Genomic DNA, 13,606 nt, shown 5'->3' with positions numbered 1-13,606 from the left:
GCCACCTTTCCCCCTTCAGGACGACCGCAGAAAGTGAACAATCAAGCCTTCTGAAAATGTAATCGCGATAAGCGCTGAATAGCGCCTGTCAGTGTTCACGACATTTTTCGGAGGTGCCGATGACTCACGTCTCGCGTACGCCTGCCCTCGTCTCCCTGAATCAAACGACTTTTCAGTTCGCTAATGGCGAGACGATTTTCAACGACCTGAATCTGCAATTCGATCACACCCACACCGCAATCGTCGGGCGCAACGGCGTCGGTAAAAGCGTGCTGGCCAAGCTGATTGCCGGACACTTGCAACCGACTGCCGGCAGCGTGACTTGCTCGGTTCCCCTGACCTATGTGGCGCAAACATTCACCGCCGACGCGGGACAGACCGTGGCCGACGCCACGGGCACCGCTGCCGCCCTTCGTGCATTGCAACGGTTGCAGTGCGGCGAGGCGTCGCCGGAAGATTTCGACATCCTCGGCGAACGCTGGGATCTGCCCGAACGCCTGCGCCAATGGCTGGATGACGCCGGTCTGCCGGACGTCGCCCCCACGGATTTGACCCAACCGCTGAGCGGCGGCCAGCAAGCGCGATTGGCGTTGATCGGGGCATTTCTGAATCCGCCGCGCCTGTTGGTGCTGGATGAGCCGACCAACCATCTCGACGGCCCCGGCCGCGACTGGCTGATGAACAGGCTGGAGCAATGGCGCGGCGGATTGATCGTCATCAGCCACGACCGCCAATTGCTTGAGCGCATGCAGCGTATCGTCGAGCTGACGCCGCGGGGTGCCACGGTGTACGGCGGCAATTTTTCCACTTATCAGCAGCAGCGACAGATCCATCAGGCGGCGGCGCAAGCGACGTTGGATCAAAGCAGAACCGAGCGTCGGCGCGAGCAGCAGCGCTTGCAAAACGAACACGACACCATCCAGCGCCATGCTGCCCGCTCACTGCGCAACGCCAGAACCGCCAATGTCTCGGGTTTCGAGCGCGCAGGCCTCAAAGGTGCCGCGAGGCAGATCATGGGCCAGGTGCGACATGGTCATCAGCAGCGCAAATCGGAGCTCAACGCGCAGGTGCGTGATGCCTACGCCAACGTGCTCCCGGACGATGTGGTGCTGATGAACCTGCCCGGCAGTTCAGTGCCTGCCGCGCGTAGGGTCTGTACGCTGATTGATGCGTGTGTGCCATGGCTACCGACGCAACCGTTCAATCTCACGCTGAGTGGTCCTGTGCGCGTCGCCGTCAATGGTCCGAACGGCTGCGGCAAATCGACGTTGCTCAGGTTGCTCGCGGGCCAACTGCATCCCGCCAGCGGCGAATGCGTCACCCATGTTCCCGTGGCTTATCTGGACCAGCATCTGAAGTTGCTGGACGACGGTCTCAGCGTCATCGAGCAACTGCTCGCGCTGCAGAGTCCGTTGAGTGAAAGTGCATTGCGCGGGCATTTGGCTCATCTGCAACTGGACGCGCAACGGGTGACCCGACCGAGCGCTTCACTGAGCGGTGGCGAACGCCTGAAAGCCGCACTGGCGGTGGCCTTGTGGGGTAAGACGCCCGCGCAACTGTTGTTGCTCGACGAGCCGAGCAATCATCTGGATCTGGCGTCGGTGCAAGCTTTCGAACAGGCATTGAAGACGTTTCCCGGTGCAATTGTCGCGGTTTCCCACGATCCTGACTTTCTGCAAGCCTTGAAACCGACGCATCGCCTGGATGGGTACCGCGAGGGATGGCGGCTGCAACCGACGAACTGACTGTCTATTTTTTGCACGATCAGCCACGGCTTCTATAGTTGATCTGACACCCATTTGCTGTGGTGACGCCATGGAAGACATATTTGTCGTGAAGCGCTGCAACAAGATCATCATTCACGGCCGGCGCGCCGGGGATAGCCAGCATGAACCCGCCGAGGCCAGCAGCTGGTTTCGGATCAACGATACCCGCACCGGCGGCTTCATCGGTGATGGCTACGACCTTGAGGATGAGGCCCGACACGAATGCCGACGGCTCAATGCGGCCAGCTCGCCAATGCTGGCGCGCCAAACAGCCGGCTGATGCAATTGACAGGCGGGGTCTATACTCAAGGCAGCTGACGGACCAGCGCCCCAACGGCAGACAGCTCGCAACCCGCGAGCTTTTTGCTGCCTCTCAACGGTTTGTCTGAACGGAGGTGTTCCATGTCCGAAAAAGAGTCCATCACCACCCTCCTCACCCTGCTCGACTCCCGTCAGGCGCGCCTTGCCGCGGCCTGCAAGGAAATCGCCGACTGGGTCGATCATCAAGGCGGGCACCCGACCGCCCTGCGCATCCGTGATCGCCTTAACGACATCGAAAAAGACACGCCGCTGATCCGCCGCACTCTGTCTTCGCTAGAACCCGTCGAACGGCCGTTGCCTCGCTTCAGATGATTGCACAGCGATAAACGACAGTCTCCTGGCCTACCGCTTGGCCGATACAGCGAACGCCTGCTGCCGTGAGGGGTCATAACCTGTACACGTCACCCAGGAGACTGTTCATGGTTATCCATTTCAAAACAGACGGACATCTGGCTTGTGGTCACAAGGGCAACAACCTTGCCTCGAGCCTGGAACTCAATCGCGTCAAATGCCGCAGCTGCCGCAACACCGATGCCTACAAGGAAGCGCGCAAAACCCAGCGCAATGCAGCACGGCGCGCAGCGCGCCACACCAAGGCTGATCACGGTGCGTCGAACTGGCGTACGGAGTGGATCGAACGACTGACCGCGCTGGCCGGGCCGCAGCGCCTGCCACGGGGCTTTTTCGGGCAAGCGTTTGTATAACCGCTTGATGTGGTGTCTTTAGTACATCACTCGATGTGAACTGTCCGAATTCAGCTCGAACCATCAATGCCCTGGCCTTATCGTCAGGGCTTTTTGTTGAAAACACCGGATCCAGCAGTCCGTAACCCTGAATCAGGCTTGCAAATAGCCAACACGCCCGCATAACCAGAACCGTATCTACAGTCACCGAGAGGCAAAAAAGATCATGACCGGACAAACCGAAACCGCGATTCTCGCCGGCGGCTGCTTCTGGGGCATGCAGGACCTGCTGCGGCGTTATCCTGGCGTGCTGAAAACCCGCGTCGGATACACCGGCGGCGAGGTGCCGAATGCCACCTACCGCAACCACGGCAACCACGCCGAGGCCATCGAAATCATCTTCGACCCGGCCGTGATCAGCTACCGGCAGATCCTCGAGTTCTTCTTCCAGATCCACGACCCCAGCACGCCTAACCGCCAAGGCAACGATCTCGGCCCTAGCTATCGTTCGGCGATTTATTACCTCAGCGACGAGCAACGCGACATCGCCGAGGACACCGCCGCCGACGTCGACGCTTCTGGTCTTTGGCCGGGCCGAGTGGTCACCGAAATCGAACCTGCCGGACCGTTCTGGGAAGCGGAACCGGAGCATCAGGACTACCTGGAGCGGATACCGAATGGCTACACCTGCCACTTCATCCGCCCGAACTGGAAACTGCCCAAGCGCAGTTGACAAGACACCTGCTTAATCATTCCACGCACGGCGTTGGCCTTAACCAAGGCCGGCGCCGAACGTCGCCGGTTTACCGCGTTACGAAACCTAACTGCGTTGAAAAAAGATCGTTGGATGATTGCGCGACGACTGTTTGCGCACCTCCAGAATCGATCATTTTGGCGAGTCCTTCCTTAGCACAGTTCAAGCGCCCGAGGATGAACATACGTTCATCGCAAGCATGGCTCAATGCGTCTAGCCTGCGGGTTCCAACATAGTGCCTACAGGAGTACCCCACCATGTTCTCGCACGAAAGCCTCCCGCTGATCGCCATTTTCATCATCATGCTGCTGTGCGTGCTTGCAGCGTTTTTACACCCGGTTCACGCTTTCTTCAGCTGGGTTCGCCGGCGTAGGGAAAGAGCGTCTGCCCGGACTCAGGAAGAAGTAAATTCGCGCTGAGTGATTCCTCTGACAGGCCCGGATACGTCCGGGCTTTTTGTTTCCTGCCAATCAGCACAATATTTTTCAAGAGGGTGAAGCGGCCTTGCTCACGTAACCACCTCGACCTGGTTAAGTACCCTCCCATCCACCTGCTGGAGAATCTCTTCAGCAGTCGAGTCCGCAACGGGCATGATCAATGCTGGTCTCGACATCGTCGAAATGTAGCTCCAGCAGACGCATTGCAACATCCTGGACGCGAAGCATCGTGTCGCGCTCTATTGACACCCTGCCAATTGGTTGATGGCTAAACAGCGACCATAGCTGGCAACCTCTCATTTTTAATGATTGATCGAATAGGCTATGCCCACTGAAGCAATTACCGTCATGGCAATGGCACGCTCAAACTTCGGGTATCTCAGAGAGGCCCGAGATGAAATTCAGCTTCTTGCGCTGAAGAGCAGTTCGATCAGCTTTAACCAGGCACTACAAATATCCGGAATGATCACTCACGACGAATTGACATGTCTTACAGAAGAACTGGAGACCGTCTGCCTGGCTTGGTACAGCCTGCGCATTTAGTCCCCGGCGCAGTCCGAATCTTCCACCTGCCCCTGTCAGATGAATGAAAACCCCGCTCAGTAGCAGGCTTACCGCACTTCACTTAAGGATGAGCATCATGAACGATGATTTGAAGCAGTCAGGCTCGACTACTACCACACAGACCACCACCTCGCTGGAGCAGGTGAAAACCGGAAGAGCCTTGGATTTCACCTGGGCGCCTAACACCAACACAACGACCACCACTGTATCGGCAGACTTTGTCGACTATCGAGTCGATACCACCCAAGGCAGCCCGACTGGAGACAGCCACTCCATTGCACGATTTACCTATGTTCAGGGCAACGGTGGCGGTCAGATCAGTCAACTTTTTCTCGAAGAAATGCGCGCGGGAGTACGCGCCAACACCCAGATCGGGCTGATGGTAGGGCGAAAGTGGGTTCTGGACCCCAATGGCGAAGTCTCGGGCAGCATCGGCACCTATGTGGTCGAGCAATTCGATGACATGCGCGCCAGTGTGAATTATGTCGGCTCCTTCGCACGCGTCTTCGCCGACCCGAGGATGGTCAGCTACCACGCCGGCGGCCACGTTCACACCAATGTCTCGATCACCGGCAGCAGGCCACTGACCATGGCGGATTCAGGTAAGTCGATCCTGGTCATTAGCGACACAGACGTCACGCTGACGATTGGTGACGATGTAATTGAGGGGTTCAAGGCGACACTAATCCAGGCTGCCGCCGGAAAGATCAACATTGCAGTGTCGAACAGCCACATGATCTACAGCAACGCCGGAACCCGCACCCGTACGCTCGCCCCTCTAGACGAGTTGGAAGTCAGTACCTTCCCATTCGGGCCGGTTTACTTGGCCTTCCGTGTCAAACCCGCAGCCTGAAGAACGTCGTGCGCTGGCTGAACCCGCTCTAAATGCCATCTTGATCAAATCATGGCGCGGAAGTCTGTGCAGGAGATTTGACATGGCCTGAGGGCAAATGAGTTGAAGCAGCTGAATCGCAAGGGCAAAAAGGTCATGCCCGCAAGGTAAATGGCTGATCAAGTTCAAAATTGCGGACCGGAAACAAACAAGGGTTTGCATCAGCTTTCGCTCGCAAACCCTTGATTTTAGATGGTGCCCGAAGCCGGAATCGAACCGGCACGCCCTTACGAGCGGGGGATTTTAAGTCCATTATTTTTTCCTTATAAATCATAATCTTATGGTGATTATTTTTCCGCATCACACAAATTCTCTGTTCGTTTTAGGGTAGTGAAACCAGGACCTCAAAACAAATTGCGGAAAGAATTCGGGCCGCCGGAAGCCCGTATTTCAAGCAAAGGCAGCCGGATGTAGGTCTGTAGAAATGGCCTTGAAGCTGTCACCGGTTACAGCTCTACATTGAATCCGCTGAGGCCCACGCCTTCGGCAAAACGCCCCACCGCGGTCAAGCTGGCCCAGGTGCGCAGTGACTCACGTCGCGAGCGCACCGGCACCCAGCGTGCGCCGCTGCAGCCCAGGCGAATCGACAGGCCCCAGTCGGGGCCGCCGTTGATCCTGACCACCAGGCATTCGCGCACCGCGTATTGTTCGACCAGGGCGCGCAACACCTCTTCGTGAATACCTTCGCCCGTCACCCGCCCAGCTTCGCGTGGCGCCGCTGGGCGACTGCCTCCACCATGACGTAGAGGTTTTGGACGTCGATCGCGGTCAGCGGGTAGACGGTCTCGAGGCCCAAGACAAACCCTTTGGCACCGCCAGTGGCGCGCAGCAGTTCGCCCAGGTTGCTCGCGCCTTCGATGGTGGCCAGCAACGCAGACGCCTGGGCGCGAATCGCGGCTGGCGAGTTCAGCGGGGATGATGCGTCATTCATGCTTAATTCCATTTCCAACCGTTAATAGTGACCGGCTCTTCGGACGCCGGTAAATATTCGACAGATTGCCTCGCTGTTCGTATCAATAATTGTTGTTGCGCCTAACCAGACGGCAGGGGAAAGGTAGACCGGCCCCGGGGGGGAGTGGGTTCCGTGCCCCCACAAAAAGGCCCCCACACCTAGGCGAGGTGTGGGGGGCCGATTGAACATAGGGCGGAAGTACGTGAATCTCTGCAACTTCGACGGAGAGATTACGATTTTTTTTCTGGTCGAAGTATGTTTAGTTTTTTTCGCTCAGCACCAACTATGGCATCAAACTTTGCGAGTTCAGCCTTAATATCCTCTTGAACTTGAATGAGCACCGATACAACGCCCTTCGGATTAAGATAATCAAACATCGCCTTGAGGTTCACCCCCAAAACTCCCCCCCTCGATGTTTTCGTTGCTCTTATTGAACTGTATATATCGCGATCCGAAGCATTCGCCATTGCCGCCTCTGCAACTTCATGCATGAGATCAGTGAGGAGATGATAGAAAGGAAACATTGTTTCCGCGTGCATAACTACAAATGCACTAATGGTAGTTCCGGACGTCTCAATGAAAAAACTTGGAAGCTTTTTCTCTAAATAACGAAGATGATCTTCTTCATTCTGACTTGATACAGCCAGAGAAATCTCCTCAAGCTCTGCCGGATAATACTTTAAGACGTAGTGTTGGCCGTATCGAAATTCGTCCATATACTTTAGGAAGGCTAATACATCCTCCCAAGAGTTCAGATCCTCAGCTGCTATATCATAAAAATCACAAGCCAGTTCGGCTGATGAATTTCTTACGAATGAGGCAGCATGGTATTCGAGTATACTCTTATGAAGAAAGCTAATTTGCTCATAGCCATCTTCAAGCATCAGACACGCGACGTTCACAATATCTTTTCGAAAGCCTTCCACTTCACATGTCACCCCCCCTACGTACTCCATAGCCTCATTAAATACATGATGAAACTCAATTTCCTTCATCGTTCGCCCAAGGCGCAATTGCATTGTCATGAAACAAAAGGCATCAAATAGACGATGAAGTTTCGACTCAGATAGCCCACTATATCGCTCTCTTTGAAAACCCGGCTTAAACCTATCATGTCTGGTAAAAACCGCTGAAAACAAGCTATTAAAAAATTCCGGGAGAGTCGCCGGTATATGACTCTCCATTTCGTATACAAGACACAGCAAAGTTAACATAAGCGGAGTTGTAATAACACCGCGAATATTGCCGGGAGCATCTATTATAGATTGATATATGTTTTCCCTTAGAATTATATCTTCAATCAGCTTTCGTAAAAAAGGCTGATAGTCGTCTTCTTCAAACTCATCTATTTCAAAACTTCTAAATCCAGAAAGTCGTTGCACGGCATGGTGCGGCCGCGACGATATAATTAAAGATAGGCAACCGTATTTTTTCTGAAAATTTTGAATGGCATATATTGTCGAAGTGACCATGCTTTCTGGGATCTCATCAAACCCATCAAGCACTAAACTTGTCTTGCCCTCTGTGGCTAAAAAGTCGAACACATCTCTACCGCCTTTTATTCCAGCAGCATCGATAAAGTCGAGAATCAGATCAATAAGAGGGCGATCACTAGAAACCATGCGCAGTTCAATAAATATTGGTATCCTGCCACTACTTACAATCTCATTACAAAGATTGCGCATCAGGATAGACTTTCCCTGACCAACAATCCCTTCAATAACGGACTTGCCGTTAATTACACTCCCTATCACCGAACATGCATTTCGATTATTTTTTTGAATTATTCGCGGAGGATAATAAAAGTCACCAATCAATACCCCCTTATCACGCGACCACATAGTTTTTACTGTATTGATATTTAGGATAATTTCCGTCAGATTATTTATTGAGATTGTCGCATCCCACTTCATTTTCTGCTTTCTAAAAGCCACACCTAGTTCTTTAACTATCGTCGTGATTGTGGGCGTCAGCGCCTTGGCTAATGCTGCTGCAGTAATTTCTATAGCCACAATTTGCGTCCTTGTAATTGAAATCCACTCCCGAAGTGAGAGCAGTGACAGAGTTATTTAATAGGAAATACATGGTCGCTAGTCATTTGCATTTACGAAGCCAGTTGCTTCTCTTTAAGACTGCCGTAGTCGCATGATCGCATCCGTTAGCGCTTGTGCGTTGGTGTCCAAGGTCTCCATAGCCATGACAGCGCTGAGGGCAACGTCCTCGACGCCATTCTCTGTAAGCCACTTAGTGACCTCATCTATCGCCGCACTGATCGCATGCTGATTGTGTAGAAGCAACGTGAGCGCATCCGCCGTGGCAATGTTGGATTCAGAGTTATCTGACATGAGATCGGTCCTGGAGTGAAGGAGTTTGGAAAGCCTAGCTGATGTCGCCGGGTCTCCTTGGCTTGGTCACTAATTTTTCAGGCGCCTTTTCCTCATCAAAAGAGTACTCCAGTCCCATCTCAGTCCCATATGGCTTTTTTTCAGATGCCAAAAACCACAAACCCCCGACTTTCTCTAGGAAAATCAGGGGTTTGCGTTTACTGAATGTGGCGGTGAAGGAGAGATTCGAACTCCAGAACACCTGCGAGCATAAATATTCATCACGATAACTTCCCACTGGCAGCTTTCGGCCATAAGCAGACGTCCGCAATCGACCGTTAACGGCCAGTAGCAGGCGATGGTTGTGTGTTTAATCGGGTGTAATTCTGGCAGCTTCCATTGGACAGGCTATGTTGTCATCAACCTAGGGGTAATCAGTACCCTGCCCAGACGCAACAAACTATGTTGTCAGGTTCCAGAACCGTGACAGAGGTGGGCGCCGTTCAATAGCTCCCCAACCCTCCCTAGGAGGAAAAAGCATGGCAGAGAAGCCCTCGCCCCTCGAGCTGGAATCCAGCACTCTCGAAGAAATTGTCGAGGCGCTGTCGTTGGGTCGATCCATTACGCTGCCTGAGGACTCGGGGAGCTTTCTTTTCGGCACTGAAGACGCCCAAATAGCATTCCGCTTCTACGCGTCTAAGCGAGAACTATGGGACAAACAAAAACAACTCTCCAGCACCGAGATAGACCTGTTGCTCCAAGCACTGGAAACGCCTAAGGCTGCCGTGCCTAAAGAACAGGTCGTAGCCTCCGCGCTCAAGCGTCCTCGGTGGCGCATCACGCAGATCAGAGCCCATAGGTTTGCGGGCTTACACCGACATTGCGGTGCTGATGGTCAGGCACCGGACCCTGTTTCGCTGGTCCTCGACCGTGATGTCACCTGCGTATGGGGATTCAATGGCGCCGGAAAGACGGCCTTTCAAAGCGCGATCATGTGGTGTCTGACCGGTCAGGCACATCGCTCCCAGCACAAACCGTCGTTCGTGCATCAGCCGATAACCGTTGAACTGATGCAGGCGTCGGACGAGGAGAATCCTGCCCCGGATGGGGTCGCGAACTCCATTGTTCTGCCCCCCATAGTCCCAATTCCTTCTGCCGAAGAGTTAACAGCTCTGCAGGATAAGCCTGCAGTTGATACCTGGGTTGAGCTGACCCTAAGGGAGCACTCCGGGCAAGAGGTCGTGGTGCGACGAGAGCTCAAGCTAGGTGCAAGAGGAACTGTCACCACCCCAGTGAGCGGCATCGAACAGCTCGGCCTCCCTCAATGGGCAATTGAAGCGGGTACTTTAATGCCCGCGATCGCGACCACCATGCGCTTTGACGAGAAAACCACGTTTGCTGATGCGATTGCTCAGTTGACTGGACTGAGACCATTGCAAGATCTTGGCAAACGCTCCGAACGACTGGCCAAGCGCTTAACGGGTGAAGAAAACGACAAGGCCAAAGAGGATGAGAGTGCCGCGCTTCTGCGATTTTTGACGAGCAAACGCACATTGTGTGAAGCATGGACAATGCAGACGGAGGCGCTTGGTGATGTGCCCGACCTCATGTCCCCCGATCAGGAAAGTGAAGAAAAAAGCTGTAAAGCGACAATCGAATCGTCGATAAATCACCTAGAGGAACTTCGCCAGCAAGGACAGAATGATATAGATGAGATTCTCGCGAGCGCGGTCCGGTTGGAAACGAAGGAGCAAGTGGAGGCCTTCGTAAATACCCTCGCGACGGCGAAGGAGCGTCTCGCGACTGTGGCACTTGGATCTCTGCCATCTGTCGAAACACTCAAACGGCTAGGCGAAATCCAAGACGCCGATAGAGCCATTGTGATCGCGAAGCTCGAAGAACTTAGGGAAAGAGCACTTGAGCAGGTTGCACGACAGAAGAAAAAGGAGGAAACCGCACGATGGCAGCTGTACGCCATAGTTTCCCAGTGGCACCGCCGTCATCACCCTGAAGAGCCGCTCAGCGATTGCCCGGTATGCGGTTCAGATCTTACCCAAGTACCTCCCGATGCATTGCTGGACAAGGCGGTGCTCGATGCTCTGGAAGCGAGCGCGCTCGCGCATACGGACGCCACGAAGACACTTCAGGACTGGCAGCAAGCCGCGGCAAGCGAGCTTCTGGAGGCGCTTCCTAATTCGCTTCGCCCGTTCGTTGACGTTAGATCCCGTGCAACGTTGTTGGAGATCTATCGAGATGCGTACCTAAGTGAGCTGTTTAAGGATCCGGCCTTTAGCACCCAGTTGCGCTCGCTGAAGCGAAATGCCGAGAAGGTTTGGAACCTTTCAGTGCAGGCGCATCCTCTACCCGCGTTGCCCGAGTCCCAGACAATAGAGTTACCGCAAGAACTTCGATCGACCTCTCTTGCTAACAGGTTTGCCAATCTGCAGGCCGCGCTATTGCTCGCGCTTCATCGACAGCTCAGTGAGGATCAGATCAAGCTGCTCACACAGCGCTATTTTGGTAGCGGCTCGTTCAGCCGAGTAAAGGCCTCTGACGACCAGCTTGAAATGGCCATGTGCCCGTTAAGGCACCAAGTGATTGCACTGCAGCAAGCCGTTACATCCGCCGACCCCATCATTGCGCTTCTGCGCCAGATGAATGAGATCGAAGTTATTCGGCAAAGCTGGGTGAAAGCTCGCAAGCGACACCGATTGGTACGTCGAGCCGCCGCCGCGATCAAGGAGTTCGCACGACTACCTGGACTCGTTCATCACCAGGTAGAGGGCCTGATAACGGTACTAGATGAAAGGACGACGGCGTGGTTGAAGGTCATTTACAGACCGCACTACGTCGGAGGGCCGGCCTATATCGGTCTGGATCCAGCTAGGGCCCAAGGTGTAGGGCTGTACGCTGGCCTCGGATCTGTTCGAGTGCACGCTCATGAGGTGATGAACTCCTCGCATCTTCGCGCTTGCGTCTGGGCGTTTGTCTTCAGTCTATGGGAGCGTATTCGTGATCGTGCCGGGGTGCTTGAGGTGCTTCAGTTGGACGATCCGCAGACCTATTTCGACCCAATCAATACCGAGAACCTAGCTGCCGCGATACCAAAGCTCGTCGAGGCTGGCATGGCTCCGATCATCACCTCGAATGACAACCGGTTTATCGCGGCCGTAAAGAGCCGATTGCCAAAAACTTCTGTGGCTTCTCCATCCTGGACGATGTTGCAAATCAGCCCCATCTCTTCCTCTCGGTATACGGCTGCGTTCACCCCAGCCGTCGAGGAGGTGTTGGAGCGGCGCACTGCATGGCTTGAAGACGAATCGGACGTTGCCAAGGCGCAGGAGTTCGTCGAGCGAGTACGCCTTCATATTGAGAACCGGTTGTGGGATTTGCTGGCTTCAGATCCTATCCTCATCTACAAGCCGACTCTCGCGGACCTGCTCGCCAACATCAGTAGTGCTCGCAACGGCGGTGAGCAGCCCTTTAATGAAGTACCGTTCGAACGTCTGCTGAGTTGCAAATCACTGCGGCCAAGCTCAACGTTCTATTCAATCATCAATAACGCTCATCATAATCTGCGCAATGTCACTCCTTTTGATGCCGGAGAAGTGAGCGGCGCGTTTGATGAAGTCGACCGATTAATCCGCAGCTGCAGTGCGTCATATGCCCGGTTCATGGGGCGACTCACCCGAGAGGACGAAGACTTCTTTTTTGCGGCTTCGCCCCCTGCTCCCGCACCGATCTCTCTCAACAAGAGTCAGATTCGAGTTCTCGGCGACTTCAGCGCTCGCACACATTCGGATGCGATTGCTGTAGAGGGTGAAATCACAACGATCTCTCTCTCCGACTTGGGTGAGATTGCCCTTTATGCCATTCGAGGCTCCAGCCTAGGAGCACTGGCGTTGCCGGGCCAAACGGTAGTCGTTTCGCTTAGCGAAGAAGCCAAAAACGGTGACCCTGTTATTGCTCTTTATGGGAGTACCGTGTTTGCCCGTCGACTTCACTCCGACCACAGAGATCCTTCTAAACTGACTTTGGCGTGCGATCAGTCCGGTACAGAGCGTGTGGCGCCTGCGATGACGTTACCAAGAAATAAAGTTCGGATACTTCCTATAGTGGGAATTTTTTACGGCACCGCATCGCGAGAAGGAGATCAGGAAGCTCGCTGCATCGATGCCTGTTCGATACTGGATAAGCAGCTACTCGCCGCGCGCATCATCGAGGACAGCGGCTACCCAGTCGTCAGGAACGGCGATCTTGTTTTGCTGGAGTCTGTTGAGCTATCCGTTGAATCACTTCTGGACTCGATGAAGGGTGACGTCGTAGCGCTCGTGGCCGAGAAACACGGCGAGCAATTCTCCTATCTGAAAAGGGTCGGGTCCTCCATCCAGGGTACTGGCCTACGTATTTTCGAGAACGTGGGTACGTTCGGAGACTCATTGGCAGTGCGTTGTTCGGAAGGGAAGCACAGCACTCTTGACTGTTTACAGCTGCAGCGGATGTGGCGTGTCCACGGAGTCATCAGAGCCAAGCTGGTAAACCACTAGAACTGTTACCGCCACGCGATGACTGTCCGCTTCTGGCTGCTAGCGGCCGTGCTGAGGAACATTGCACGCAATCAAAGCGGAACACTGCGACCCATAACTCATTGAAATTAAGCGCATTATTGAAGGACTTGAAAACCGTCGACTGTAACAGGTCCATGAGTTCGAATCCCATCGCCTCCGCCATCTTATGTACGACAAAGCCCTGATTATTCAGGGCTTTGTCGTTTCTGGGGATCGAGCTTTTTTACTCCTTGATGTCCATATCGTTTCCGCATCTTTTCAGTCATTTCCGCAACCCTACCCCTTCGAAACAAGTGCGTCCCCCTAAAATTTAGTTAATTCGACTTCGATACTCACGGGGGTGTG

Annotated in this window: 13 protein-coding genes and 1 pseudogene; 10 read left to right on the top strand and 4 right to left on the bottom strand. The window is 54.1% G+C overall.

The genetic code is table 11. From position 1 onward, the window contains the following. Positions 1-227: 227 nt before the first annotated feature. The 9 genes and pseudogenes from AC27VU_RS03720 to AC27VU_RS03680 all read left to right on the top strand — a co-directional run. A pseudogene (locus AC27VU_RS03720) lies at positions 228-587 on the top strand (ATP-binding cassette domain-containing protein); the annotation flags it as partial. A gap of 90 nt (positions 588-677) precedes the next feature. Further along, the gene (locus AC27VU_RS03715; protein ID WP_488723521.1) at positions 678-1,745 is read left to right on the top strand and encodes an ATP-binding cassette domain-containing protein; all 1,068 of its coding nucleotides are present in this window, start codon (positions 678-680) and stop codon (positions 1,743-1,745) included. A gap of 70 nt (positions 1,746-1,815) precedes the next feature. Then, positions 1,816-2,046, top strand: a complete 231-nt coding sequence (locus tag AC27VU_RS03710; protein WP_488723436.1) for a hypothetical protein — start codon at positions 1,816-1,818, stop codon at positions 2,044-2,046. Between the two features lie 122 nt (positions 2,047-2,168). Continuing rightward, a complete protein-coding gene (locus AC27VU_RS03705; protein ID WP_003225412.1) occupies positions 2,169-2,399 on the top strand; it encodes a hypothetical protein in 231 nt (76 codons plus the stop codon). Positions 2,400-2,506: 107 nt separating this feature from the next. After that, positions 2,507-2,791, top strand: a complete 285-nt coding sequence (locus AC27VU_RS03700; RefSeq protein ID WP_003225413.1) for a hypothetical protein — start codon at positions 2,507-2,509, stop codon at positions 2,789-2,791. A gap of 205 nt (positions 2,792-2,996) precedes the next feature. Further along, positions 2,997-3,503, top strand: coding sequence for a peptide-methionine (S)-S-oxide reductase MsrA (msrA, locus tag AC27VU_RS03695; protein ID WP_488723435.1), 507 nt, complete (start codon positions 2,997-2,999; stop codon positions 3,501-3,503). Positions 3,504-3,781: 278 nt separating this feature from the next. Continuing rightward, positions 3,782-3,943, top strand: coding sequence for a hypothetical protein (locus AC27VU_RS03690; RefSeq protein ID WP_003225415.1), 162 nt, complete (start codon positions 3,782-3,784; stop codon positions 3,941-3,943). Between the two features lie 342 nt (positions 3,944-4,285). Then, positions 4,286-4,504, top strand: coding sequence for a hypothetical protein (locus tag AC27VU_RS03685; protein WP_488723434.1), 219 nt, complete (start codon positions 4,286-4,288; stop codon positions 4,502-4,504). A 97-nt stretch (positions 4,505-4,601) separates the two neighbouring features. Next, entirely contained in the window at positions 4,602-5,378 is a 777-nt protein-coding gene (locus tag AC27VU_RS03680) for a hypothetical protein (protein WP_003225416.1), read from the top strand. Positions 5,379-5,863: 485 nt separating this feature from the next. On the opposite strand, the gene AC27VU_RS03675 is transcribed toward AC27VU_RS03680, so the two are convergent. From AC27VU_RS03675 to AC27VU_RS03660, 4 genes are all read right to left on the bottom strand, one after another. After that, positions 5,864-6,112: a hypothetical protein gene (locus tag AC27VU_RS03675; RefSeq protein WP_488723433.1), complete on the bottom strand. Its 249-nt coding sequence runs from the start codon at positions 6,110-6,112 to the stop codon at positions 5,864-5,866. Continuing rightward, entirely contained in the window at positions 6,109-6,348 is a 240-nt protein-coding gene (locus AC27VU_RS03670; protein ID WP_401280277.1) for a hypothetical protein, read from the bottom strand. Before AC27VU_RS03670 ends, AC27VU_RS03675 begins: the two co-directional genes overlap by 4 nt. Before the next feature lie 251 nt (positions 6,349-6,599). Next, positions 6,600-8,381 (bottom strand): NACHT domain-containing protein, encoded by a 1,782-nt coding sequence (locus AC27VU_RS03665; protein WP_488723432.1) that lies wholly within the window; start codon positions 8,379-8,381, stop codon positions 6,600-6,602. Between the two features lie 114 nt (positions 8,382-8,495). Next, positions 8,496-8,714, bottom strand: a complete 219-nt coding sequence (locus AC27VU_RS03660) for a hypothetical protein (RefSeq protein WP_488723431.1) — start codon at positions 8,712-8,714, stop codon at positions 8,496-8,498. 518 nt (positions 8,715-9,232) lie between these two features. Here AC27VU_RS03660 and AC27VU_RS03655 point away from each other — a divergent pair. Then, a complete protein-coding gene (locus AC27VU_RS03655) occupies positions 9,233-13,240 on the top strand; it encodes an ATP-binding protein (RefSeq protein ID WP_488723430.1) in 4,008 nt (1,335 codons plus the stop codon). Positions 13,241-13,606: the final 366 nt, after the last annotated feature.

Source organism: Pseudomonas sp. 14P5.3.2 (genome assembly GCF_057799175.1).
The sequence above is the reverse complement of the archived record's forward strand: the minus strand, read 5'-3'. Positions and strand labels throughout refer to the sequence as shown.